This is a genomic window from Thalassospira profundimaris, from assembly GCF_003326795.1.
Lineage (GTDB): Bacteria > Pseudomonadota > Alphaproteobacteria > Rhodospirillales > Thalassospiraceae > Thalassospira > Thalassospira profundimaris_C.
On record NZ_JPWI01000001.1, the window covers coordinates 180,842 to 206,433 of the forward strand.

25 protein-coding genes, 1 tRNA gene and 1 pseudogene are annotated in these 25,592 nt (G+C 54.8%); 5 read left to right on the plus strand and 22 right to left on the minus strand.

Annotation, left to right across the window (positions count from 1 at the left end; all coding sequences use genetic code 11):
- Positions 1-41 precede the first annotated feature (41 nt).
- The 6 genes from dnaN to TH30_RS00855 form a co-directional block, all read right to left on the minus strand.
- Positions 42-1,160: a DNA polymerase III subunit beta gene (dnaN, locus tag TH30_RS00830; RefSeq protein WP_114096210.1), complete on the minus strand. Its 1,119-nt coding sequence runs from the start codon at positions 1,158-1,160 to the stop codon at positions 42-44.
- A 337-nt stretch (positions 1,161-1,497) separates the two neighbouring features.
- Positions 1,498-3,033 carry a chromosomal replication initiator protein DnaA gene (gene dnaA / locus TH30_RS00835; protein WP_114096211.1) on the minus strand — a complete coding sequence of 512 codons (1,536 nt, stop codon included), beginning with the start codon at positions 3,031-3,033 and terminating at the stop codon, positions 1,498-1,500.
- 392 nt (positions 3,034-3,425) lie between these two features.
- Positions 3,426-3,686 (minus strand): 30S ribosomal protein S20, encoded by a 261-nt coding sequence (rpsT, locus tag TH30_RS00840; protein ID WP_101246850.1) that lies wholly within the window; start codon positions 3,684-3,686, stop codon positions 3,426-3,428.
- A 186-nt stretch (positions 3,687-3,872) separates the two neighbouring features.
- Positions 3,873-4,649: an enoyl-CoA hydratase gene (locus tag TH30_RS00845; RefSeq protein ID WP_114096212.1), complete on the minus strand. Its 777-nt coding sequence runs from the start codon at positions 4,647-4,649 to the stop codon at positions 3,873-3,875.
- A 209-nt stretch (positions 4,650-4,858) separates the two neighbouring features.
- A complete protein-coding gene (mutM, locus tag TH30_RS00850) occupies positions 4,859-5,698 on the minus strand; it encodes a bifunctional DNA-formamidopyrimidine glycosylase/DNA-(apurinic or apyrimidinic site) lyase (protein ID WP_114096213.1) in 840 nt (279 codons plus the stop codon).
- A gap of 70 nt (positions 5,699-5,768) precedes the next feature.
- Positions 5,769-6,926: a YHYH protein gene (locus TH30_RS00855; RefSeq protein ID WP_114096214.1), complete on the minus strand. Its 1,158-nt coding sequence runs from the start codon at positions 6,924-6,926 to the stop codon at positions 5,769-5,771.
- A 216-nt stretch (positions 6,927-7,142) separates the two neighbouring features.
- On the opposite strand from TH30_RS00855, the gene TH30_RS00860 reads away from it, so the two are divergent.
- Positions 7,143-7,946, plus strand: a complete 804-nt coding sequence (locus tag TH30_RS00860) for a TSUP family transporter (RefSeq protein ID WP_114096215.1) — start codon at positions 7,143-7,145, stop codon at positions 7,944-7,946.
- A gap of 87 nt (positions 7,947-8,033) precedes the next feature.
- On the opposite strand, the gene TH30_RS00865 is transcribed toward TH30_RS00860, so the two are convergent.
- The 8 genes from TH30_RS00865 to aroA all read right to left on the minus strand — a co-directional run bounded on the left by TH30_RS00865 (position 8,034) and on the right by aroA (position 16,566).
- On the minus strand, positions 8,034-9,245 hold the full coding sequence (locus TH30_RS00865; RefSeq protein ID WP_114096216.1) for an MFS transporter: 1,212 nt from the start codon (positions 9,243-9,245) through the stop codon (positions 8,034-8,036).
- A gap of 238 nt (positions 9,246-9,483) precedes the next feature.
- The gene (gene pyrF / locus TH30_RS00870) at positions 9,484-10,206 is read right to left on the minus strand and encodes an orotidine-5'-phosphate decarboxylase (protein WP_114096217.1); all 723 of its coding nucleotides are present in this window, start codon (positions 10,204-10,206) and stop codon (positions 9,484-9,486) included.
- A gap of 190 nt (positions 10,207-10,396) precedes the next feature.
- A complete protein-coding gene (locus TH30_RS00875; protein WP_114096218.1) occupies positions 10,397-10,696 on the minus strand; it encodes a LapA family protein in 300 nt (99 codons plus the stop codon).
- A gap of 221 nt (positions 10,697-10,917) precedes the next feature.
- Positions 10,918-11,193: an integration host factor subunit beta gene (gene ihfB, locus TH30_RS00880; RefSeq protein ID WP_101246842.1), complete on the minus strand. Its 276-nt coding sequence runs from the start codon at positions 11,191-11,193 to the stop codon at positions 10,918-10,920.
- Between the two features lie 70 nt (positions 11,194-11,263).
- Complete coding sequence (gene sppA / locus TH30_RS00885; RefSeq protein ID WP_114096219.1) at positions 11,264-12,187, minus strand: signal peptide peptidase SppA; 924 nt, start codon at positions 12,185-12,187, stop codon at positions 11,264-11,266.
- Between the two features lie 360 nt (positions 12,188-12,547).
- Positions 12,548-14,251 carry a 30S ribosomal protein S1 gene (rpsA, locus tag TH30_RS00890; RefSeq protein WP_114096220.1) on the minus strand — a complete coding sequence of 568 codons (1,704 nt, stop codon included), beginning with the start codon at positions 14,249-14,251 and terminating at the stop codon, positions 12,548-12,550.
- A 235-nt stretch (positions 14,252-14,486) separates the two neighbouring features.
- Positions 14,487-15,131, minus strand: coding sequence for a (d)CMP kinase (gene cmk / locus TH30_RS00895; protein WP_114096221.1), 645 nt, complete (start codon positions 15,129-15,131; stop codon positions 14,487-14,489).
- 91 nt (positions 15,132-15,222) lie between these two features.
- Positions 15,223-16,566, minus strand: a complete 1,344-nt coding sequence (gene aroA / locus TH30_RS00900; RefSeq protein ID WP_114096222.1) for a 3-phosphoshikimate 1-carboxyvinyltransferase — start codon at positions 16,564-16,566, stop codon at positions 15,223-15,225.
- 361 nt (positions 16,567-16,927) lie between these two features.
- Between aroA and TH30_RS00910 the strand changes: the two genes are divergently transcribed.
- Positions 16,928-17,233 (plus strand): FYDLN acid domain-containing protein, encoded by a 306-nt coding sequence (locus TH30_RS00910; protein ID WP_114096224.1) that lies wholly within the window; start codon positions 16,928-16,930, stop codon positions 17,231-17,233.
- Between the two features lie 98 nt (positions 17,234-17,331).
- Positions 17,332-17,407: transfer RNA gene (locus TH30_RS00915), tRNA-Ala, on the plus strand.
- Positions 17,408-17,456: 49 nt separating this feature from the next.
- Here TH30_RS00915 and TH30_RS00920 read toward each other — a convergent pair.
- The 6 genes and pseudogenes from TH30_RS00920 to TH30_RS00945 all read right to left on the minus strand — a co-directional run bounded on the left by TH30_RS00920 (position 17,457) and on the right by TH30_RS00945 (position 22,071).
- The gene (locus TH30_RS00920; protein WP_258548566.1) at positions 17,457-18,479 is read right to left on the minus strand and encodes a tyrosine-type recombinase/integrase; all 1,023 of its coding nucleotides are present in this window, start codon (positions 18,477-18,479) and stop codon (positions 17,457-17,459) included.
- 17 nt (positions 18,480-18,496) lie between these two features.
- Positions 18,497-18,697: pseudogene (locus tag TH30_RS22645) on the minus strand (helix-turn-helix domain-containing protein); the annotation flags it as partial.
- A 72-nt stretch (positions 18,698-18,769) separates the two neighbouring features.
- Entirely contained in the window at positions 18,770-19,528 is a 759-nt protein-coding gene (locus tag TH30_RS00930) for a helix-turn-helix domain-containing protein (RefSeq protein WP_114096227.1), read from the minus strand.
- The gene (locus TH30_RS00935; protein ID WP_114096228.1) at positions 19,521-19,835 is read right to left on the minus strand and encodes a hypothetical protein; all 315 of its coding nucleotides are present in this window, start codon (positions 19,833-19,835) and stop codon (positions 19,521-19,523) included. Before TH30_RS00935 ends, TH30_RS00930 begins: the two co-directional genes overlap by 8 nt.
- A 74-nt stretch (positions 19,836-19,909) precedes the next feature.
- Positions 19,910-20,746 carry a helix-turn-helix domain-containing protein gene (locus TH30_RS00940; RefSeq protein ID WP_114096229.1) on the minus strand — a complete coding sequence of 279 codons (837 nt, stop codon included), beginning with the start codon at positions 20,744-20,746 and terminating at the stop codon, positions 19,910-19,912.
- Positions 20,747-20,844: 98 nt separating this feature from the next.
- The gene (locus TH30_RS00945) at positions 20,845-22,071 is read right to left on the minus strand and encodes a hypothetical protein (RefSeq protein ID WP_114096230.1); all 1,227 of its coding nucleotides are present in this window, start codon (positions 22,069-22,071) and stop codon (positions 20,845-20,847) included.
- Between the two features lie 140 nt (positions 22,072-22,211).
- Between TH30_RS00945 and TH30_RS21950 the strand changes: the two genes are divergently transcribed.
- Positions 22,212-22,640 carry a hypothetical protein gene (locus TH30_RS21950; RefSeq protein WP_147251910.1) on the plus strand — a complete coding sequence of 143 codons (429 nt, stop codon included), beginning with the start codon at positions 22,212-22,214 and terminating at the stop codon, positions 22,638-22,640.
- 224 nt (positions 22,641-22,864) lie between these two features.
- Here TH30_RS21950 and TH30_RS00955 read toward each other — a convergent pair whose 3' ends face one another.
- Positions 22,865-23,404 carry a hypothetical protein gene (locus tag TH30_RS00955; protein ID WP_147251911.1) on the minus strand — a complete coding sequence of 180 codons (540 nt, stop codon included), beginning with the start codon at positions 23,402-23,404 and terminating at the stop codon, positions 22,865-22,867.
- A gap of 390 nt (positions 23,405-23,794) precedes the next feature.
- Here TH30_RS00955 and TH30_RS00960 point away from each other — a divergent pair, with 390 nt between their 5' ends.
- Entirely contained in the window at positions 23,795-24,256 is a 462-nt protein-coding gene (locus TH30_RS00960) for a YtoQ family protein (RefSeq protein ID WP_114096233.1), read from the plus strand.
- 20 nt (positions 24,257-24,276) lie between these two features.
- Here the strand turns inward: TH30_RS00960 and TH30_RS00965 are convergent, their stop codons facing one another.
- Positions 24,277-25,251 (minus strand): methyltransferase domain-containing protein, encoded by a 975-nt coding sequence (locus tag TH30_RS00965; protein WP_114096234.1) that lies wholly within the window; start codon positions 25,249-25,251, stop codon positions 24,277-24,279.
- Positions 25,252-25,592 lie beyond the last annotated feature (341 nt).

Genomic DNA, 25,592 nt, shown 5'->3' on the forward strand with positions numbered 1-25,592 from the left:
AGGTTATTGGCAAGAACAGCCACAGCGTATCGTGCTTACCGTCAAACACGCATCGGCATCAGAACATACAATGCCGAGAGGTCATCGGTATCACGCAGAATGGTCGGGCTTGAGCCGTCCGACATCAGCAGGTTAAGCGTATCGCCCTTAACCTGCTTGGCAATGTCGAGCAGATAGCGTGAGTTAAAGCCGATCTCGATGTCCTCGGCATCATAATTGATTTCAAGTTCCTCGGACGCAGTCCCATGTTCCGGGCTTGAAGCCGAAAGGGTCAGGGTATTGCCCGACAGAACGACCTTTACCGCGCGCGATTTTTCAATCGAGATCGCAGAGACACGATCAACCGCATCGGCAAAGGCCTTGCATTCGATATCAAGGGTTTTGTCATTGCCCGACGGGATCACACGTTCGTAGTCCGGGAAGGTGCCGTCAATCAGCTTGGACGTCAGGATCGCATTGCCGAAACCGAAACGGATTTTGGTATCCGAAAGAGCGATATCGACCGCCTCGCCGGTTTCCTCGATCAGCTTGCGCAGCTCGCCAACGGTTTTGCGCGGCACGATGACGCCCGGCATGTTTTCCGCGCCATCAGGAAGCGGTGCCTCGACGCGGGCCAGACGGTGCCCGTCGGTTGCAACCGCGCGCAGGATCTTGGTGCCTTCGGCGTCGGTGGCATGGAAATAGATACCGTTAAGGTAATAACGGGTTTCCTCGGTCGAGATCGCGAATTCAGCGCGATCAATCAGGCCACGCAATTCAGCAGCAGCAAGACCGAAGGTCACCGGAAGATCACCCCCCGACATGACCGGGAAATCATCAACCGGCAGAACAGCCAGATTGAATTTCGACCGGCCAGCAGCAAGGGTCAGACGACCGGCACCGGGCTCAAGCGCGATCTGCACCTGCGAGCCTTCGGGCAGTTTGCGGACAATTTCATACAGCGTATGCGCCGGTGTGGTTGTCGCCCCGGCTTCGGAAACTTCGGCCGTCGTGGTTTCGACGACTTCAAGGTCCATATCCGTTGCGGTCAGGGAAAGACGATCATTCTCTGCCCGCAGCAAGATATTGGACAGAATCGGGATGGTGTTGCGTCGTTCAACAACACTTTGAACATGGGTCAGCGATTTCAACAGAGCCGCGCGTTCGATGGTCAGCTTCATGCCCGTCCTATCCGTCTGTCAGTATTAGTTTAACAAATTGATTTTTAATCAGTTTTCTCACCTGACCCCCACCCTTCCGGGCAAGGAAAGCGCATTATAACATGCATGGCACGAAATCGAAGGATTTTTACGGCTTAAACCCAAGCAAATAAAAGGAGTCGCCGGGCCAATTTGCGCCTAAAACGCGCAAAGCGGCGCATACTGCGCGACTCGCAGTTTCGCTTATGTGTTTCGGGGGAAATTTACCACCATCGCAGCCCGGAAATCCATCCGCAGAACCAGGCGGTTTCCCGCCACATCACAGCCAAAAAACAACGTGATGTGGCGCAAGGAATACCTAACCTTCGAGCATCCGGCGCAGAAGATCGATATCTTCAGAAAGCGACGGATCGGAGCTGTGCAGTTCTTCGATCTTGCGGACCGCATGCATGACCGTGGTGTGGTCACGCCCACCAAACTTGCGTCCGATTTCCGGCAGGGAATGGGTGGTCAGCTGTTTGGACAAATACATCGCAACCTGACGCGGACGGGCAACTGCGCGCGCACGGCGGGCCGAATGCATGTCCGAGACCTTGATGTTGAAATGTTCAGCCACGCGTTTCTGGATTTCCTCGATCGAGACACGGCGTTCGGACGCACGCAGAACGTCATGCAGAACGTCCTGAACCATCTCGAGGCTGATTTCACGACCGACCAGCTGCGAATGGGCAATCACACGGTTCAGCGCACCTTCAAGCTCACGCACGTTTGCGGTGATCTTGTGCGCAAGGAATTCCATGACGCGCTGGGGAAGTTCGACCCCCTGACGTTCTGCCTTGGATTCGAGAATGCCGAGGCGCAGCTCATAGGTGGTTGCATGAATATCAGCAACCAGACCGGAACCAAGGCGCGAACGCAGGCGTTCTTCGATATCTTCAAGGTCAGACGGCGATTTGTCGGCAGACACGATGATCTGGCGACCCTGATCGACGAGCGCGTTAAAGGTGTGGAAAAATTCTTCCTGGGTCGAATCCTTGCCCGAGATGAACTGGACATCATCAACCATCAGAACATCGACGGAGCGGAACTGGTCCTTGAAATCGACCGTATTCTTGTCGCGCAGTGCGCGGATGAAACGATACATGAATTTCTCGGCCGACAGGTAAATCACCGTGCGATGCGGCTGGGTGCGGCGGATATGCCAGGCAATCGCATGCATCAGGTGGGTTTTACCAAGACCGACACCGCCATACAGGAACAGCGGGTTGAACGGCACCGATTCGGCCTCTGCCAGACGGCGGGCCGCGGCATAGGCAAATTCGTTCGGCTTGCCGATCACAAAGTTATCGAACGTGTAGCGCGGATCAAGGGCCGCCGAAATACCATCATCAGACATGCTGGCAATGGCGGTGCGGCCCGATGCCGGCGGCTGGCTTTCGGTACGGTAATTGGTATTGGAACCGGAAACCGTTTTCGGTGCCTGTGCACTGACCGACATCGTGTTACCGGAAACCGATGCAGACACCGGGGTATCTGCCGTTACAGTCGACGTGCTGTTGCCGGAACCGGAAATGATGTTGATTTCGACGAAATGCACATTGGCATCTTCGGCGTGCCAGAAGGCCTGAATACGGTCGAGATAATGCTGGGTGACCCAGTCACGCATGGCGCGCGTTGGCGCACCAAGACGCGCCACCCCTGCTTCAACACCGATCAGGGCAACCGGCTCAAGCCAGTAGCGATAGGCTGTTGCACCGAACTCGGCGCGCAGCTTTTCGCGAACGACCTGCCAAATTGCAACTGTATGATCATCAAGTGCTGCCTGCTGGTCACCCTGCATCCCCCCACCGGATTGCCCGAGTGCCGATTGCGTTCCCCTCACGGCGTGCTGCACTGTTTGAACCTTCCCCGATATCCCAAAATTCCACACAAACAAATCTGCAAAAGACAAAATGGTACTGGATCGCGTTCATCACGGTTGTGATCAACACGCTGGTCTTCCGCAAAATCGTGGAAGCGTACTCGCGCCTTTTGTTTTTTTGGTTCTTCGTCTCGGGCCGCTTTGCGCGGCCTGCGAAGTCCAAACACTGTACTGATGCGACCCACATCAGGCAAGGCGATCTTTAACAGAACGTTAAAAGGATTACGGCACCAAAACGTTCCTTATTTTCTGCGGTTTCTTCCACCCGCGGAATCATGGAACAAAAGGTGATTCTCCGGAATCCGGGCAGCGAAAAGGCCGCACCAGAGGAGCGGCCTTCGACTCGCCATCCCGTAAGGGATAAATTAAAGCGCCTTGATACGAGCGGTCAGACGCGAAACTTTGCGAGCAACGGTGTTCTTGTGCAGAACGCCGAGCTGTGCGCCGCGCGCCATTTCCGGCTCGGCGATTTTCATCGCAGCCTGAGCAGCATCTTTGTCGCCAACGTTCAGCGCAGCTTCGACCTTCTTAACGAAGGTACGAATGCGACCGATACGTGCACCGTTGACTTCTGCACGGGCGGCGTTGCGGCGAATGCGCTTCTTGGCCGATTTATGGTGAGCCATTGCGAACCTGTCTCTTCAAACAAATGTTACGTAATTCGGAGCGCGGCTTATAGCTCTGTCCGAAACCCTCGTCAACCCCCGATACCGCGTCGACGCCCTATTTTCTGCGGTTTAGGACTCTGTTGATGTGCAACACAGATATGCAGCACCGGAATCAGGGGTCAACTTGTAGCGATCACTGCACAATCAACGGTGCTTGAAATCGGCTTTTCTCTTTTCAGAGAAGGCTTTCATGCCTTCGGCGCGGTCTTCGAGTGCGAAAGTCGAATGGAATTCACGGCGTTCAAACATCAGACCTTCGGTCAGGGTCATTTCATAGGCCTTGTTGACCGATTCCTTGACCTTCATCGATACCGGCCCCGAGAAGGAAGCGATCTTTTCAGCTGTTTTAAGCGCTTCTTCAAGCAGCGAGTCGGCCGGGACGATTCGCGCGACCAGTCCGGAACGCTCGGCTTCCTCGGCATCCATCATCCGACCCGTCAGGCACATTTCCATTGCCTTGGCCTTACCAACTGCACGGGTCAGGCGCTGGGTCCCGCCGGCACCGGGGATGGTGCCGATGGTGATTTCCGGCTGACCGAACTTGGCGGTATCTGCGGCAATCAAGATGTCGCACATCATCGCCAGTTCACAGCCACCGCCCAGCGCGAATCCGGCGACAGCGGCAATGGTCGGCTTGCGGCAGCTGGCCACACGGGTCCAGCCCTTGGTGATGAAGTCGTTCTTATAGACATCCATATATGTGTAGTCGGCCATTTCCTTGATGTCAGCACCGGCAGCAAAGGCCCGTTCCGATCCGGTAATGACGATGGCACGAATGTTTTCATCGGATTCGAAATCATCAAGGGCCGCACCGATATCCGTGATCAGGGCAGCGCACAGGGCATTAAGTGCCTGCGGGCGGTTCAGGGTGATAAGCCCGACATTGCCTTTTTTCTCGGCGATGATGTTTTCATATGACATGCCAGTGATCCTTTATACGCGATCAACCCGGTTTTCTGAGGGTCGATTCGTCTGAAACCATATTTTGATACTGTTTTACCGAATTCGATCACGCGCCGCAACCGAACCTGCATAAAAGCATCCGCGATCTGGATCAAAAGATGCCTGCGATCAAACCATCGGGGGTGTCAGATACGACAAAAGAGCACCGGACGGGAACAAACCCCACCCTATTTCTGGCAGGTCGGACAGAAAAAGGTCGACCGCCCGGCCTGAACAATCCGCTCGATTGTGCTGCCGCAGCCATCTGCAACGCAGGTCTCGCCCTCGCGGCCATAGACACGGAAATTATGCTGGAAATAGCCAAGCTCGCCATTGGTCTGACGATGATCCTTAAGGCTTGAGCCCCCGGCGGCAATTGCGTCTTCAAGAACCAGACGGATTTCGCGATACAGGCGATCAATCTCGCCGGGCTTCAAATCCTTTGCCAGACGGTCCGGTGCGATACCGGACCGGAACAGGGCTTCGCACACATATATATTGCCAAGTCCTGCGACCAGTTTCTGATCAAGCAAGGCGGTTTTGACCGGACTGCCGCGACGTGCGAGTCCCTCTGCCAGGACTGAACTGTTAAAGGCATTGCCCAACGGTTCGGGGCCAATATCGGCCAGCATCTTGTGGCTGGCGACCTCATCGGCAGCAATCAATGTTATGACGCCAAAGCGTCTGGGATCATTGAAGCGCACAACTGCACCATCCTGCATGACAAAATCGACATGGTCATGCTTGCCCGGCGCGGGGACTTCGATTGCCGGGTCGTTATGGATGGTCATGCGGCCCGACATACCCAGATGGATCAAAAGAACCTGTCCGTCATCAAGATAGCCCAGAATGTATTTCGCCCGCCGGGTCAGCTGATTGATCCTGCGCCCGGCCATCCGGTCGACAAAACCGTCGGGAAACGGAAAGCGCAAATTGGGACGACGTTGCACCACATGGTCGACGACATGGCCTTCCATCACGGGGGTCAGGCCACGGGTAACTGTTTCGACCTCTGGCAATTCGGGCATATCTGGAACTCGTCTAAATGAAAGCGTCCCACTTTCTAGACCAGAATCCACCGCAAAATAAGGACCAATTTCAATTGCGTGGTGGCGGACCATTCCCCTTTTGTCCATCGGGACGCGGTTTTGGCCCCGGCCCGGCCTTGCCAGTGCCGGCCGGACCCTTGCGCGACTGGGCAGACCCAAGATAGGGTTCAAAGATCGCAAGCGAGGCAAGGTCAAAACCCGCCGGGCAGGCATCATCAATATAATCGTAATAGATTGCCCTACCGCGAATGGAAGATGCGCGGTCCGCCTCGAAGAACAGGCCATAGCAGGCGGCATTGCAGTAAAAGAGCGCGCCGTCCTGACGATCAATCCGTTTGGTCGTGCCGTTACTTTGCAAAAGTTGTTCACCGCGCAAGGTCCCGGTCATCACCCGGCAAACATCCCCGCGAAACGATTGTGACGACGCGGTTTTGATTTCAAAGGGAATCGGCAGACCGACAATATCCTGTCCGGTGCGGTCGCGGCGCATGGTCCAACGATCCCGGGCAAATCCGCGTGGCGTGCCCGAAAGACAATTCAGAACATTCCAGTCCGGCGTGGTTTTGACATTATAGAAGTAGGATCCCTTGTCATCTTTCATGCCACGACAGGCATCCAGCAGAGACTCGACCGAATTGGCGGGTTCAAACCAGCCAAGGGCAAGAATCGGGAAGCTGTCCATGGCATAGCCAACCGGCTTTTTATCGATATCGATCCATTGGCGACCAAGGTCATTGATCAGGCATCTTGGCGCGATGTGGTAATGATAGTCATCGCCGCGCCCGGCATGACCGCCGCATTCATCAAGCTCGCCCTCGGTAAAGGCCGATGGACGTTTGCCGGTTTGCGGATTGACCGGACCTTGTGTCGACGGATCAAAAATCGGCACCCCGTTGATGGCAACCCCAACTGGCCCGGCCTCGGTCATGGTTGGTCGGGATGCCAGTTGGGGATGTTGCAGAATTTCGAATTCAAAATCATGGGCGGCGGGGAATTGCTGATTGCTGGCGGTAATGCCGGTCATGACAGGATGGGACGGATCGGGCAGACCCTTGGCCGAAAATCGCACCTTGTCGCGATCACAGGCCAGATGGGAAATCTCGTCGGTGAAGCAGGCCTCGTCACATTTGCAATTCTTGATTTCGTGGGCACTGACCGGGCTTATCGCGCCCAATATCAACGCCAATCCGAAAAGCCAGATCTTCATCACCCTTTCCCCCGATCACTTCCCCGGTCACGACCTGATCGCCATAGAGTATCACGGGCGCAACAAGGCGGTCATCTTCGACTGGACGCCGATCCACAAAACCATATGATGGCGACGCCCGGCGTCGTTGACACCCCATGTCAGACCTGCGTTCGGGATTTCAAATCGCGCCTTGCCCCACCCTTTGCGCGATGACCTATTTACGAAAGCCGCCCCATGGAATTTGGTTTTGATCTTCTAGCGATCCTGTTTGGCGTTGCCGCCCTTGCCGCCTGTATTGATGCTATTGCCGGGGGTGGCGGACTGATCACCATTCCGGCCCTGCTTTGGGCGGGGGTAAGCCCGGCGCAGGCACTGGCGACCAACAAGCTGCAAGGAAGCTTTGGCAGCTTTACCGCGTCGCTTAATTTCATTCGCAAGGGTCACGTCAATCCGCGCGATATGATTCTGGCCATCGTTCTGACCTTTGCCGGATCGTCGCTTGGCACGATTTTGGTGCAGATGCTTGATCCGGGCATTCTGATGACGATCCTGCCCGGTCTTCTGATCCTGATTGCGCTTTATTTCCTGTTTTCGCCACGGGTCGGCGACATAGACGCCCATCAGCTGATCAGCAAGGCGACCTTTGCCTTTACCGCCGGATTTGGCATCGGGTTTTATGACGGGTTCTTTGGTCCGGGTACCGGATCATTTTTCTCCATCGCCTTTGTTGCCCTGCTTGGCTTCAACATGACCAAGGCAACCGCACATACCAAGGTTCTGAACTTCACTTCGAACTTTGCATCCCTTGTGATGTTCATTGCCGGTGGCGAGGTTGTCTGGGTCGTCGGTGCCGTGATGGCAGTTGGCGCCTTGATCGGCGCACAGATCGGATCACATCTGGTGATGAAGGTCGGTGCACGTCTGGTCCGTCCGCTACTGGTCGTCACATCGATTGCGATTTCGATCAAGCTGATCATTGATCAATATGGCCCGACCATCAGCCAGACATGGGATCAGATGCGTCATTGGGTCGGATAAACCGACCGAAAAATCCGCAAGCCCATAAGAAAACCCGTCAGCCTTGCGGTTGACGGGTTTTGTGTTTCTGTCTGATGACTTCAGAACCTAGCAGGCATTGGCACCGCTTTCGGCAAAGACTTCATCACCACGATCAAGCAAATGGCTCCAGACCGTGAACAGCAGTGCGAGAACCGCAATCCCGGCACCAAGCCATGGAATATGCTGATAGGAAACGCCGTGCGTGATCGCAAGACCACCAAACCATGCCCCCCCGGCATTGCCGAGATTGAAGGCCCCCTGATTAAGGGTCGAGGCCAGGTTGGGGGCCTCGGATGCTTCGTTCACCACCCGCATCTGAAGCGGAGAAACGAGTGCAAAGGCAACCACCCCCCAAAGCATCACCGTGATCACCGCCGGAATCATTTCGGTCAGGGTTGCAGTGAACATGGCAAGGATCACGATCAACAGCACAAAAGCGATGATGATGGCAGGCATCAAACGCCAGTCACCCAGTCGCCCGCCAATATAATTGCCAACCGTCAGACCAACCCCGAACAGCAACAGGACATAGGTGACCTGACGCGGGGTGATACCGGTGATTTCCTGCAACATCGGGGTGATATAGGTAAAGACGCTGAACAAGCTGGCCGAGGCGAGAACAGAAATCAGCATCGCAAACAGCACCTGAACCTTGCCAAGTGATCTGGCTTCGGCCCACAGGCTTCCGGTTGATGCCGCAATCCTGCGCGGCAGGGCAACATAAAGTGCCGCCGCAGCAATGACGCCAATTGCCACAACAGCCCAGAAGGTCGAACGCCATCCGAGTTCCTGACCAAGCGCGGTCCCGAATGGAACGCCCAGCACATTGGCCAGTGTCAGCCCCGAAAACATAAGCGCAATGGCCTGAACCCGTTTATGGGGTGCGACAAGGTTTGATGCCACAACCGCACCAAGACCAAAGAAAGCGCCATGGCAAAATGCCGTGACGACGCGGGCCGCCATCAGGGTCCAGTAATCCGGGGCTACGGCACACAGGAAATTGCCGAGGATAAAGATGGAAATCAGCAGCAAAAGTGCGCGTCTGCGCTCCATCCGGGCCGTTGCGATGGCCAGGAACGGGGCGCCAAAGGTCACGCCAAGCGCATACCCTGTCACCAGAAGTCCGGCATCCGGAATGCTGACACCCAGATCAAGTGCGACATCGGGCAACAGGCCCATGATGACGAATTCGGTCGTGCCGATGCCAAAGGATGCAAGGGCAAGGGCGAGAATCGGCAAGTTTCCGGGAAATCCCCGGGTGGTGGCGATGTCGATCATGTCAGAATTATCCAGATAAATCCGTGTCGACCTGCTGGACCCGGATTTTGTGCAACTGCGAGATGGGCATATTGCGCCAATTTTTGAAACGATTCAATTCTGAGATAAATCGATCCGCGAAACCATCGCCAAATTCGCATGGCCGCATGCGCAACATTCACGGCTGACATTTCCCGATCAACATGAAAAAGGCCCGAACGATGCCGGGCCTTTGAATAACGCGATGAAAGGCTGAAGATCAGGAAAGCTCGGCGACGATGCGCTTGGCGGCTTCGACCGGATCATCGGCCTTGGTGATCGGACGACCGATCACCAGAACGTCGCTTCCCATGGCAACCGCATCCGCCGGGGTGACGATCCGTTTCTGATCATCACTTGATGCCCATGCCGGACGGATACCCGGTGTAATCAGCTTGAAATCCGCACCAAGGGCGTTGCGCACCGGGGTAATTTCCTGTGCCGAGCATACAATACCGTCAAGTCCGGCCTTGCGGGTCAGTTCGGCCAGCTTGACGACACGCTCATCAATCGGACCCTTGAGGCCAACATCATCAAGATCACCCTGATCCATGCTGGTCAGGATAGTCACCGCAATCACCCAGGGCACTTCGACGCCGGCCTTGTCGGCCGCTTCGCGTGCTGCTTCGCCCGCACGTTTCATCATCTCGATGCCGCCTGTGGCATGGACATTGACGATCCTGAGCCCCATCGGGGTAACCGCACGGATGGCACCGGCCACGGTATTGGGGATATCGTGATATTTGACATCAAGAAAGATCGGCATGCCAGCCTTGGCAACCGCGCGCACACCCTGTGGACCGTGGGCTGCAAAGAACTCCTTGCCCAGTTTGGCCCCGCCAATCACGCCAGACAGCTTTGACGCCAGGTCAATTGCGTGATCAAGGTCTGTGGTATCGATGGCACAGAAGATACGGTCTTTTGGGGAAAGGGTCTGGGTCATGATGTCCTCCGGCGGCTTGCAATTGGGTCATGGCCCACAATCAGGTGCGCGGACCGGACATGGCTTAGCCGATTTATCCACAAAGGCCAATGTCAAATAGTCCCTTTCCGGTGCATGGGCCCATGCATGAGGCAAACACAAGATCGGAACGATCAATAAAAAGGGCCCCTGAAAGGAGCCCTTTGCGGTGTCAGCTATGACCCAGTGCCTTTTGATCAGCTTTGGGGGGCGCATCGTCGGTCTTGATACGCTTGAGCTCGCTATCCATTCGGCGGACGGCCCGGCGATGCTTGCCATGGATCAGCCATTCATAGGCAAAGCCGATGCCAAGCCCGAGAAGCAGGGCGACCATGATCGGCAGAAACAGCGGCAGGTCGACCTCATAGGGCAAAGGCCAAAGCGACAGGGTCACAAGCGCACGGTTGGACACGGCAAAGACGGCAATCAGAACCGCAAGCGGGATAGAAATAATCCAGTAAAGGATACGCATTCTTGGCTCCTTGTGCCTGACGGGATGGCGGCAGATGTCCGGCGAACCGGACATCCCCGAAATCAGGCAACAGGTCACGTTCGGGGATCGATGCGACAGTATGGCGCAAACAGCAGGCAAAAGCCAAGTCACCACCAACACAGAAATTCTGCATCATGGCAGGTTTTGCACAAGCCATCCGGCCAGACCGGATCGCCGATCAATCATCGCGCAAACGGAAATCAGTTCAAACGCTCGCGGAGCTGTTTACCGGTCTTGAAATAGGGAACCTTTTTCTCGCCGACAGGGACCGCATCACCCGTGCGCGGGTTGCGACCGACACGTGCATCACGCTGTTTGACAGAAAAGGCACCAAAACCGCGAAGCTCGACCCGGTCTCCGCGGGCAAGCGCGTCGGTGATTTCGTCAAAGATCGTTGCAACAATCCGTTCGACGTCTCGCTGATAGAGATGCGGATTCAATTCAGCAAGCCGGGCAATCAGTTCAGATTTCGTCATTTCCAGGCCCCATCCTGTTCGTGCTGACAGTATCACTCAACCGCGGATTAGATTATTTTATTGGTAACTATCACTCAGGTTGCCAGACAGCTAGCAAACCGTCAAGTTTAAGCCCCTCAGATGACAGCACTTTTCCAAGGTTTCCCTCAAACAGTGCGGACATCAAATCGTCCTCCGGGTACTCGATTTCAAGCGGTACAACGTCCGCTTCCGGCGTGACACCGGCCTGGGTTTCAAGCCAGCGCAAGGCTTCACGACGGCCTCCTATTTCATCAATCAATCCATTGGCAAGGGCCTGCTGTCCGGTATAGCCCCGGCCATCCGCCAAGGTTTTTACAGTATCAAGCGACATATCACGTCGTTCGGCGACCATTCCGACAAACACGTCAAACATGTCGGAAATCAGGCCCTGCATGGCCGATTTTGCAGCATCATCAACCGGTTCGAACGGATTCGGTGCTGCCTTGAGCGGTCCGCTCTTAACTGTCAGCGGCTCGACACCCAGCTTTTCCAAAGTGCCCGAGAAATTCATCGACTGGAAAATCACCCCGATCGATCCGGTCACCGTGCCCCGGCGCGCCACAATATGGTCGGCGGCAATCGCAGTCATATAGCCACCCGATGCGGCAACCGTGCCCATTTCGGCAACGATCGGTCGGGTCTCCCCGATACGGCGCAGCGCCTCAAACAGAGTTTCACCACCAACCATGGTGCCGCCGGGACTGTTGATATGGACAATCACACCGACAACATCGCGGTCTTCCTCGATGGCAGCCAGCGCATCAAGAAGATAGGGATCCTCGGTAATCACACCTTCAATATTGACCTCGACAATCCTTGGCCCGAGTCCGCCCAGAACGCTGTTCTGAACACCGGTCCCGGCAAGACCGATGATGATCACAGCAAGCACGGCAATCACAGCCACCACGCGCCAGCGGAAGACTGATTTCTTCAAGCGACGTCGATCCAGCAGAATATCGGCATCCAGCGCCATCAGGGGTGTCCCGGTTATAATTGTTCGATCAAATACTTAGAAAGGAGTGTCTCCTTAAAGCTGCCTTTTCAAATGGTTTTTCTCGGCGCAGAAGGCAAGGACAAAAAGCGTTTAAAATCAAAATTTTCGCTAAAAATGACCAACAATCCGGTGCCGAACACCAATCCGGGGTCAAAACTCGGATGATATACGATTTAGCGTGACAATTCCGGGCGCTAGCAGGTATCGCGCAATTGCGCATCAGTCCGGGGCACACCGCCGTTCCGGCACACCGATTGGCCAAAAGAAAACGGGCCGCACAATGTGCGACCCGTCTTTTCAGTCTGCCAGAAAGCAGACTGTATTTCCTTGGAGGGTGGCTTATTCGCCGCCTTCCTGCTTTTTGCGCAGAGCTTCGCCGAGGATATCGCCGAGCGATGCGCCGCTGTCAGCAGAGCCGTAATCCGCCATTGCTTTCTTCTCGTCAGCAACTTCAAGAGCTTTGACAGAGAGGGAAACTTTACGGGTTTTGGCGTCGATTGCGGTAACGCGTGCGTCGACTTTCTCACCAACTGCGAAGCGCTCCGGACGCTGTTCCGAACGCTCACGCGCCAGTTCAGCTTTACGGATGAAGCCTTTCAGTTCGGTGTCGCCAACAGCAACTTCGATGCCGCCGTCATTGACTTCGGTGATCTCGCAGGTGACGGTTTCGCCACGCTTGATACCGGTAACTGCTTCTTTGAACGGATCGCCAGCAAGCTGTTTGATGCCAAGCGAGATGCGTTCTTTTTCAACGTCAACGTCAAGAACCTTGGCTTTGACGATGTCGCCTTTTTTGTATTCTTTGATGACTTCTTCACCAGCGCGGTCCCATGACAGGTCCGAGAGGTGAGCCATACCGTCGATGCCGCCCAGAAGGCCAATGAACAGACCGAATTCGGTGATGTTCTTGACTTCGCCTTCGATCTCGGACTCGACCGGGTGAGCTGCAAGGAAGGCATCCCACGGGTTCGAGGTGCACTGCTTGAGACCAAGCGAGATACGACGCTTCTGTGCATCGACGTCGAGCACCATGACTTCGACTTCCTGCGAGGTCGAAACGATTTTGCCCGGGTGAATGTTTTTCTTGGTCCAGGACATTTCGGAAACGTGGACCAGGCCTTCGACACCAGCTTCGAGTTCGACGAATGCGCCGTAATCGGTGATGTTGGTGACACGACCTTCGAATTTCGAACCGACCGGGTATTTGGCTTCAACACCTTCCCACGGATCAGCTTCAAGCTGCTTCATGCCAAGCGAGATACGCTGGGTTTCGCTGTTGAAGCGGATGACCTGGACTTTAACAGTCTGGCCGATCTGGAGCGCTTCGGACGGATGGTTGATACGTTTCCAAGCGATGTCGGTAACGTGCAGCAGGCCGTCAACGCCGCCGAGATCGACGAATGCGCCGTAATCGGTGATGTTTTTGACAACGCCGTCAAGAACCTGACCTTCCTGAAGGTTCTGGATCAGTTCAGCACGCTGTTCTGCACGGGTCTCTTCGAGAACTGCACGACGCGAAACCACGATGTTACCGCGCGAACGATCCATTTTCAGGATCTGGAACGGCTGCGGGTTGTTCATCAGCGGGGTAACGTCACGGACCGGACGGATATCAACCTGGCTGCCCGGAAGGAATGCAACTGCACCCGACAGGTCAACGGTGAAGCCGCCTTTAACGCGACCAAAGATGGTGCCGTCAACGCGTTTGCCTTCGGAGAACTGTTTTTCCAGCTCAACCCAGGCTTCTTCGCGGCGCGCTTTTTCGCGCGACAGAACGATCAGGCCATCTTTGTTTTCATAGCGGTCGACATAAACATCAACGGTATCGCCAATGTTTACTTCGCCTGCGCCAAATTCTTTAAGCGGAACGCGGCCTTCGGATTTCAGGCCGACATCAACGATTGCATCGTCGTCAGTTTTCTTAACGACCGAACCGGTCATTACGCGGCCAACAAAACCTTCGTCTTCAGAACCAAGGGTTTCAGCCAGCAGGGCGGCAAAATCTTCGCCAGTCGAGAATTGTGCTTCTTCAGCGGTGGTCATAAACCAGACTTCCTTTCGAGTATCGTCACTATATTCTGGCCAACCGGTTGTATCCGGTGGTCTTTGCCGCAAAATCGCGGCGATATTGTCAGTCACTGCCCAAACCCGGACATATATAGAAGACGTATCTTCCATACACGAAAAGGTGAACGCACAAGTCGTTCACCTTAGGGACAGGTCATTACGACCGGCACCTCGGGATCGTTCATCGCCTGACGGTTAAAACGCCCTTTGATCAGTCATCCTCGCCCATATGGGTGCGGATATGCGCCATAACGGCATCGAACACTGCATTGGCATTCAGACGGTCCGTATCGATATGGATTGCGTCTTTTGCCATGGTGAGCGGTGCGACATCGCGAGCACTGTCTCGGGCATCCCGTTCTTCAAGCTCTTTGAGAACGCGCTCGTATATAGCAGCGGGATTTTTTTCCTGCAACTGTTTGAACCGACGGTTTGCGCGTTCTTCGACCGAAGCGGTCAGATAAAACTTGATCGGGGCTTCCGGGCAAACGACCGTTCCAATATCACGACCATCAAGAACCGCCCCGTGCTTGCCCCCGGGCGGGGTGGTTGCAAGGCTGCGCTGGAAATCAAGCAATACCTCGCGAACCCTTGGAATCGCTGCAACTTTTGACGCAGCGGTGCCGACTTCCTCGCTGCGGAGCTCTTCGCCCTGCAGATCATCGGCACTCAGATTTTTGGCCGCGCCAACCGCGGCAGTTTCGTCTTCCGGGTCGGCATTTGAGGCCAAAACTTTCGCACCGGTGGCCCGATATAAAAGGCCCGTATCAAGGTAGGCATAGTCCATTGCGTCCGCGACTCGACGCGCCAAAGTCCCCTTGCCGGACGCTGCCGGCCCATCAATGGCGATGATCATATGCTTCGCTCCCTGCTTGTATTAACGGGTCCTGCCTATGGGTGGCCCATCGGTGGCTTGATATCGACTTTTATATATTGGGACAGATCGATCAGGAATGTAGCGCAAATTTTGCGCCCATATCGCCCATCAGTTTTTCAAAGTTCGGGAAGCTTGTGGCAATCGGATTGGCATCATCAACCGAAACCGGTTTTTCCGCGCCAAGACCAAGAACCAGGAACGACATCGCGATGCGGTGATCAAGATGGGTTTCAACCATGCCGCCGCCGGGGACAACACCACCGGTAACAATCAGATCGTCGCCTTCGATCCGGTGGATCACGCCATTGGCTTCAAGGCCTGCTGCCACCGCAGCCAGACGATCAGATTCCTTGACGCGCAACTCTTCAAGATCACACATGCGGGTTTCGCCATCGGCATAGGCAGCAGCCACCGCAAGCACCGGATATTCGTCAATCATTGACGGCGCGCGTTCGGCCGGAACAACGATCCCCTTAAGACGGTTTTTGCCGGTCACCACCAGATCACCGATGGTTTCACCAGCTTCCTCGCGTTCATTGGTGATCGTGATATCGCCACCCATTTCGATCAGGGTGGTGATCAGACCGGTGCGCAACGGGTTCAGGCACACGTCCCGGATGATCACGCGGGAGTCCGGGTTGATCAGGGCGGCGACCATCGGAAATGCTGCCGAGCTTGGATCGGTCGGAACAACAATATCAGCCGCCTTCATTTCGACCGGACCGGTCAGGCTGACGGTGCGACCGCCATCGTCATTGACCTTCACATCCACATCGACGCCAAAGTGGCGCAGCATGCGTTCGGTGTGATCACGCGACGGTTTGGGTTCGATCACGGTCGTGGTGCCAGTCGTATTCAGACCTGCCAGCATCACAGCCGATTTCACCTGGGCCGAGGCCATCGGCAGGGTATAGGTCACGGGTTTTGCCTCGTCCGTGCCAATAACGGCCATCGGCGGGCGGCCACGGTCACGGGTAATGAATTGTGCGCCAAATTCCGAAAGCGGATCGGCCACACGGCCCATCGGGCGTTTGCACAGCGATGCATCGCCGGTAAAGAACGTCGTGATCGGATGGGTGGCAACGATTCCCGCCATCAGACGAATGCCGGTCCCGGCATTGCCCATATCGATCACGCTATCAGGTTCACGAAGCGCACCGACACCAACACCGGTCACATGCCAGGTCCCGTCATCATCCCGGGTAACGGTGGCACCGAGTTTGCGCATGGCGTCTGCGGTCGCCAGAACGTCTTCGCCTTCAAGCAGGCCCGTTACCTTGGTCGTACCAATTGCCAGACCACCAAACATCAGGGAACGATGGGAAATTGATTTGTCACCCGGTACCCGGATATCGCCCGAAATTGGCCCGGTCTTGGCCGAGGAAAGCGGGCGTTTGGTCTGCGAAGAACTCATTTAGCCATACCTGTCAGTAAATTGTTTTATCATCCCTTGTGCCGCCACCCAGAAAAGCCGAGACGTGTTGCCGTGATTTCAGGCGCTCAGGCGTCTTCAGATTGCGCGCCCAAAGCTCTAGCACAAGCGGTTATCAGGCACCAGTATCGAAGCCAAATTTTGACGGGATGATTGCACGGATTGCGGGCCTGTTTCACATCATTGACGGATCAAAGGACAAAAGGATCAATTTCCTTTTGACAAGCCGCCAACAAGATGGCAATTGGGCCTTTCAGACATTACGCTTTGCGCTGCGTTGCAGCACTTCGCGACAGAAAGTCTTTTTCTTAGATGATAACGGTAATTAAGAGGATTTGCCGTAATGTCAGCACGCGGTAAGAAACGTCACTGCCTCGCCTGTGGTACCAAGTATTATGACCTGAACCGTAGCCCGGTTGTTTGCCCGAAATGCAAAACACCTGATGGCGTGACCAAGGTCAAGAAAGCCGCGGTTGCCAAACCGGCACCGGAAGAAGACGAAGATATCGATGACGTCACCGATCTTGACGATGATGTCGATGCGGATCTCGATGACGATATTCTTGAAGATGCCTCTGATCTCGGCGAAGACGACGATGATCTTGGCGAAGTCTACGAGCATGTCGAATCTGATGACGACGACCGCTAAGAAATTTTGAAAATAGGTCTTGCCAACATTTGGTGAACCTTCTAAATATGCGCCGCGCCGCAGAGAAAGCTCAGGCAAATCTGCGACGCGGACAAAGTGGGGCTGTAGCTCAGTTGGGAGAGCGCTACAATGGCATTGTAGAGGTCGTCAGTTCGATCCTGATCAGCTCCACCATTCAAAACCCGTTGCTTTCTGCGACGGGTTTTGTTGTTTCCGGGTTTGCTCAATTTGCCGGTTTCGTGAACATGCTCACGATATCCGCCCTCGGAGCCAGCGTTTCGGCCAGCGAAGACAGATACTCCGGCGACCATTTCCGATACACCCGCGTCACGGTTTCCCGTGTCGTCGCGGTCATATCCGAAATCTGATCGACTGAATGCCCGGCCATCGCCAACCAAGAAATCACCGAATGTTTCAGCACATGCGGCGATACCGGATCGAGCCCCGCATTCACACATGCCTGCCGGAACGACTTCTTGATATCGGCCAGCGGTTTCCCGTTGTACTCGACCACATAGGGCGTTTGCGCATACCGTTTCACATCCAAAAGCATCTTTGCCGTAGCTTCGCTGATCGGGACAACCGTCCGTCGCTTCCCGGTAACTTCCCTGTCCGGGTCCTGAAAGTCGATATGCGGACGATCCAGATTTACCCGATCCCATGTGAGTTGCAGGATTGCCGATTTCCGGGCTGCGGTTGACATCGCAACCAGTATGAAAACCTTCAAATGCTGTGGCCCTGCGGCTTCCAACAACTGATAGGCTTGCTCTTGAGTTAGCCACTTCTCGCGTGGGGGAGCTTTGCCCGGTGTGTCGATTTCCGGCACCACTTCGATCCACCCCTTTTTCAAGGCATAGTTCAGGGTGGTGCGGAGCTCGATGAGCTCCGCCCGCAAACCGCCGGGACGGTGTTTTCTTTTCTTCCAATAGGCATAAACGCGACTGGATGTGATCTGCTCCGGCAACAGTTTCCCGAAATGCTCGTGCAGGTGCTTGTGATAGTAGGGCGTGTTTTCCGCCCGTGCGCGTCCCTTGGCCTGAATGTCCGCCAACCGCTTTTCCAGCAGCTCCGAAACGGTCGCAGTGCTGGACGGGGCTTCGAGTTGGTTGACGACCTCTATCAAGCATTGGTCAGCTTCCGTGCGATCTGCTGTGCCCGTAGACTTTGTCTCACCCCGATACCGGATATACCAGTTTTCACGGTTCTTGAGCTTGACGAGACGGGGTGGTTCTTCCTTGCGGGGCATGTGTAACGCTCCAGATATTCGGACAGGGACGATGCAGGCACACGGATGGTGCAACCGGGTCGCTGGATGCATGCCAGCTCACCACGCTTCACCAATTGCCGTGCAGTTTCGTAGCAAACACCAAGACGGGCTGCGACCTCATGCAAGGTCAACAGCTTATCAAGTACTTGCGCTGTCACTCTGGAAACGTTAGGATCATGGGCGTTGAGACTACTCATGAATTAATCCTTTTAGGTTAGTTCAAGCTGCTCCAACAGCTTGAGTGGTTGACAGATTAGAAGCGGCTCGGATCACCCATCCGGGCCGTTTTTCTTACCGGTGTAGTCATGACTTTGTGCTGCATAGTCGAAAGGGTCCTCCTCAGAACTACGAACGGGCCCCGGTATGCCCATACCGTGCATATTTGGCCGGAAAACTTTTCGTTCCAGCATTTTCTGCTCAAATGCATCCTCGGCTTCAATTACCTTTTTTGCCTCCTCTTTAATCCATTCCACACCGTCGGAACCGAACTTCTCTTTTGCTGTGTCAGGGTCCACAAACACGCGAACAGTTTCGCGCAGCAAATGATTATCCCGCAGCAAAGCAAACCATTGTTCCGACACATAGTTATGAGCTGGATGATCCATAAGCCAATCCTCATGTGTCTTCATGTAATAGTCGGCGTACTCTTCCTCGCCCAAACAGCTTAGAAGAGCCGTCAAAGGGCTGATCTCCAACGAAAAGCACAGAGCCGCCAACTTTGGACTTGGCGGAAACTGTCCATCATCTTCCAAACCAGCCTTTTCGTAACGAACTAGCGAGTTCTCGCTAACACCTGCCTCTTTCGCAACGTGTGCACGGCTCAGACCCTGCTCTAAACGAGCCTTGGTGAGCAGTTCACCCAATGGAATTTGAGCATTCTTACGCCGCGACATCAAAACCTCAACATGGTGTAAATTCATTACCTTTTTGAAGGTGCCGAATTTGACCAATTTTGTCAACGGCATTTCTCGCATAGATTGCCAACTGGCAAACGAAAGCCCCATTTGTTCGATCCCTTCACTAAACATTGCGCCGCTCCTCCTGCTCACCAAGGTACTGGTCTGCAAAGAAACTTAGGGGCAATGTCGCTGCCTCTGCCTGATCCGCATTGATGAAACCCCGCTTTGCATAGTCCACTGCACGGGCTGTTATCGCATCGGTCAGAAAATCTATCGGGTTGATATCCGCATACTCTGCAACTTGCTGCGCAGCACGCAAGATTGCCCTGGCCACGACAATCTGATCATGATCAATCACATCGCAGAACATCATTCCAGCCACACCAAATGTCGTTTTCTGACGGTGCTCTTGCTTTCTGATTGCGGTTTTGCTCATTGGTGCATTCATCGTTTCAACTCCTCGGTTTGAATGAGTGGCGCGGGCATTGGATCACCCGCGCCGTTATGCGATCAGGCCGCAACTTCCAGTTCCCGCGCCGGGAATTGCCCCGGATCGGTGAAATTGACCCCCTTTCCCATCAAGGCCAGCTTGCGCAGAGGTTCACGGATAAGAGGCACGAACTCGGCGTAATCGCCCCAGCAATCGGACCAGCCGAGATAGCGCGGCTCTTCGATGTCGAATTCGTCTTTGATTTCGTCGGCAACTGTGACCAATGCTTCACGGTCGATGGCGTAAAGATCAGCCCCAAGAATTGCCGTATCAACAATGCGCTCTTCGACCAAACCACAGAAACGCTGCGCTTCATCGACATCCTCGACAAACAGGCCGAAAATACCGTCTGCGGTAGGGCGATCACCTTCAAACAGACCTCGTGTCTCGGCCAACGCCTCCAGTTCGTCACTTTCAAGACGTTTCATTGCTGCATTCAATTCGCTTACCAGAGCCATGGCGCGACGCTGCGAACCATCGAACCCGGCAACTCGAAACGCAGCCAACTCTTCAAGCATTGCCTCAACAACCGGCAATTCCCCGGCAACTTCCTTTGGAACTGATTGTTCTTCCATGGGAGTTTCCCCAACAGCCTCTTTGGAGCTTTCCTTGGGTGCTTCCTCGGCCCCTGCCATTTCACCGAAAGGCAGTTTGTACAAATCACAAAGTGCCTTGAGACGGGTCAGCGTCGGCTCCGACGATCCGGCTTCGTAATGCTCAAGCGTCTTGGCAGGAATGCCGGTTTCATCCTGCACCTTGGCACGGGAAAACCCGAGTTCATCACGCGCCGCACGCAGCTTTGCACCCATCGTTGCGATGGCATCATTTTCCGGTAGATCACGAACTTGTTTAACCATTCTGGTTTCCTTTCATGTGTCCCACCTCCCTACGTAACGTTAACGTAGGGCATGGGAGTTTCCCGGGGACATTCCCCGGCAGTTTGATCCCGTGTGCTCTATGCACCTGCGGGACTTCCCGAAACCACTTCGGGAACCTTGTCCGGGCATTGCCCGTATCGCGTATCGGAACGGCCACCACGCACGACACCATCGCTGTCGATGATCTCGTATCGTCGCGTGACCTTTCGCATTTTTCGTTTGAAGTCTTTGGCCTTTGGCCCACGCACATGCTGCGTGATCAGGGTTGCTATCTGGCTGGGTAGATCGGCCGAAATTTCGTCTTCATCCATGCCGGTCAAGACGGCCAGATTTGCGGACAAGCCGACAAGCTGCGCCGTGATGGTCTGGCGCTGCTGATCTTCCATAACCTGCTTGATAACGCCCGGTGTGGCATTGCTGGACCAATCGGACAGATCGCTGGTTATGCAGTCCTTCGCAGCGATCCAGATCGGGTCATCTTCAATGCGCGTGACGTTCTCGTGTTCGCCCCATGTGCGCGACTTGTAACGTATCTGGGACATCGCATCTTTGAACACATCACCCAGCACACGGCGCAAATCCTCCCAGCGACGGCATGCCCACTGTTCGTAGAGATGTTTTTTCCCCGCACGAATTTCGATCCGCCAGATACGGTCGCCGCTGCTATCAAGTTCCTCACGGTCAATATCCCAGATCGGCCACCAATAGCCCTTCTGCTTCTTTATGACTTCGAGGCGCTTGTCATAGATGCAGATTTGCCGCCCCGGCATCTTCCCAATCGTGAAACCAGTGCAACGCTGGCCTTGCCATGCGTCTTGCCAATCATCACCGCTACGCTTGCTGGATGTTGTGCCATGCATTGAAAACCGTTCAGGACTGATCCTGAAGTCACCCGGCACCCTCCAATCCATCGCAAAATCAACGCGACTGATGCTTTCATCGGTTACCGTCGCACCGATGGCCTCAAGCTCTGCATACATTCGCGCAACGGTCTGTTCGAACCCAAACGCCGCCAAAGTCGCACTTTTGCACGAAACCCGAATGCCCCAGTTTTCCCGGTTCTGTGACTTGGACATGAACCATTTGAAACCGAGATCGCCTGTATCAACGATGTAGGAATATCCGCCAGCACGAAGACCGGCCTGCCCAACATGGCCTTTGAATTTGCCGATCTCGACATACTGATCCTGTTTGAGTTCCTGAGACGCTTCTTTGCCTGCCTCAAGGGCTTCAACCGCCTTTGGTGGGATGAACCCCTTGAACGTCACATCAAGGCCGTCAAAGCCCGCGTAAATCAGCTTCATATCTTACCCCCTGTCACCAGAGGGGGGCGTGATACAAAAACCGCCCCCCTGACATTTCTCTGGGCGCGGTTGTTCGCAACCGATACACTTTGCGCGAGTATCCACTGGCTGAGATGCAGCCCAACGGTAAAGGCGCCCAAATGCTTACGCTGAAAGATTTTGTGAAAGACACCCTCACAGAGATCGTTGACGCCCTGAGTGAGTTTTCTGCCGAACGTGGCGACACTGGGGCTAGCGCAAACCCGCCACTCCCAGACGGCAAAGATTTTCCTGCCGCTGGCATCTTGATCGGCGAGTACCACAGCGACACCAACCGTTATGACGTAATCATGCCTGTCGCGTTTGACGTCGCTGTTACAGCAAGCGACAACGCCAGCACTAAGGCTGGTGGCGGAATTAAGGTCGTATCTCTTTTTAAAGCAGACGGCTCTATTGAAAGCGGGACCAACGCTACCAGCGCAAACCGGGTGCAATTCACCGTCCCACTTCGACTTCCTGACACTGGCGACAATGGCCAACCACCCCGCGCAGCACCAAGAGTTATTACTCGTGCGCGCATGCGAACCTAGGTCGGGGGCCTTGCCCCCGAACCCCCGCGTTTCGCCAACGGGCAGGGTTGCAGGAGAAGGAACACTGCGCTTCGCTTCGTGTTCTTTCCTGCCACCCTTGCGGGACGCTATGGCAACCTCAGCCGCATCAAGAGCCTTCCGCCGCGCTAAAGCGCGGTCTCCCGAGAAGGCTCTTGACCCGGCTTCGGTCACCTGTTGGAGCAAATAAGCAGTGTTGGTGCGGATCATTTGGCACCTCCAAGCTGCAACTGGCGGCGCTCATGAACCGCAATTACGTTCGTTACGGTAGGAACCGAACAGCCGACATTACGGGCGATTTCCGCCTTGCTTATTCCTTCACTGAAAAGGTTGATGATCTGGCTGTCGCGCTCTTGCCGATCCTGCTTTCTGGCAAACGTGATTAGCGAAACGGCGCGTTGCTGTGACACGCCATAATCACGAACCAACTGCCTGAGGATTTTACCGTAAGGCATTCCAAGCGCATGATGCCGATCATGGTCGCGCACAAGAGCGCGTCCAAGTTCAAGAAAATCAGAGATTTGCTTATCTGTTGCTTCCTTCCGGGCTTTTTCTTCCTTCTGGATCGCCCGCTTTTGCGCCCTCTGGGCCTGTGTCGTCAAAGTTCGTACATTGACAACAGAACCGAGTAACTCCGCCAACTCCACCTGCGTTAGATGGATGGACAGAACGTATTCGGTAACAGCTCCAACATCCCGCTTAATCGAAATCCGACCACCGGTAAAATTCACCTGCTTGGAGGTCATTGCAAACCCCTCCACGCAGATAGCACCATTCGACCGTTTCGTGAGCATGCACACGAAACGATTTCGCAAGGTCCGTAAGTTGTTGATTTTATTGGAACCGACTTTCCGCCAGTTTTTGCCTCAAGCCCGCTGATTTGCTGGGCTTTCTGTTTTATGGCATTGTAGAGGTCGTCAGTTCGATCCTGATCAGCTCCACCATTCAAAACCCGTTGCCTTTGGCGACGGGTTTTGTCGTTTCGGGCTTGTTTTCACACCAGCTCCCGTTTTCCGGTAATTGATCCAAAATCTGCCCCACCCGGTAGAGACCAGAGCGATGTTGCACTAGGATGCGATATCGAACAGTCCGTATGGGCATCTGACCCATCGCCAAGATCAAACAGGGATAGAAACATGACCAAAGTCTGGACCGTCTATTTATCGGGTGAAATTCACAGCGACTGGCGCGAACGGATTGCCGCTGGCGTCCAGGAAGCGGGGCTTCCTGTCGAACTGGTTGCACCGATCACCATGCATGAAGATTCCGATGATTGCGGTGTTGCCGTTTTCGGGCCAGAGGAAAACAAGTTCTGGCATGACCGCAAAGGCGCACAGCTTAACGCCATGCGGACCAAAACCCTGTTGTCAGGATCGGATCTTGCCGTCATTCGCTTTGGCGAAAAATACAAGCAATGGAATGCGGCCTTTGATGCAGGCTATGCGGCAGCCATGGGCATTCCATATATCACCCTGCATCCGGCAGAACACGACCACGCGCTCAAGGAAGTTGATGGTGCGGCCAACGGTGTCGCGCGCGAACCTGAACAGGTCGTGCAGGCACTGGCCTATATCATTCGCGGCGATATGCCGAAGTAACCGTATCTGGCCGGATCAGGTTAATGCAACGTCTGGCCCGATGCCTGATCCGGGTCGCCCGGCGCAATCAGATCACTGGCAAGCATCGTAAATTCGCTGATGGTCCGGGCGACGATAATCCGGCCTTCGACCGGATTGCCCTTTTCCTGACGCAGAACGCCAAGCGCATCCGAGACGATCTCAAAACCGCATTCTTCCATCCATTCGGTGACCGCGCGCTGATGATGGCGGAACCGCTGGCCGGGGCCAAGGTCGAACGGGAAGGTGTCCCCATGTTCAAGGGTCAGCACCATGCAGCCACCAGACTTCATACGCGCATGTGCCGCACGCAAAGCCGGGGCCAGATCACCAAGATAGTTCAGAACATCGGCCGCAATCACCAGACCATATTCCTGCCCAAGATCATCGGGCATGTCGGTAATGTCACCGGCCACAAGCGTACGATAAATGCCCTTGGTGCGCGCCCGGTTGATCATGCGCGGTGAAAGATCAATGCCGTCAATGGCATCAAACTGACCGGCAAAAACTTCGCCCACCAGACCGGTTCCACAACCAAGATCAAGCACCTCAAGCGGGCGCAACAAGGCAGGCAGATACGGACGCACCGCTTCGAGAAGCAATTCCGGCCCGCGATAGGCCAGACGATCGCGCAAACTGATTTCAAAGCGCGGCGCATAATCATCAAACAGCGCGCGGACATAATCAGGTGGCAAACGATCACGCATCGCCGCAGCCCCAAGCAGGGTCAGGCGGACCTCGGCCCCCATGCGGTCGACCGGATCGAGAATCAGATACTGACGGTAAGCTTCAATGGCGTTTTCTTTTTCACCGGCGCGTTCATAAATATCGCCAAGCGTGAAATGGGCTTCTTCCCATTCCATGTCCGCAGACAAAGCCGCACGGGCCACATCAATGGCCGCGACATAGTCACCCTGTGCCACCAGTGCCAATGCCACATCAAGACGCCGACTGGCCGACAGACGATCCTTGCTCATCTATGTTTTGAAATCCGAAAAGGGTCTGGCGGAACCGCCATGAACCACAACCAAAGATACTGCTGTATCTTCTGAATCCCTGACTTTGGCAAGAGGGATAAAATCAAACAAAATCAGCGAATTACATTACATGACACCTTTTGCCTCGTCACAATTGGTGATCTGCGTCGCGCAAACGGCACACACAGGGAATAAATCCATGCAAAACTGCCCGGTCACCGGCATGACCGGCAAAAAGACCCGTGTCTGGTCAAAGCACGGATCCGGTCGGAAAATTAACCGGCAAAGCCGCGACCTTTGACAAAGGAAACGGGCCGAACAAATCGAATCTGATTGATAAA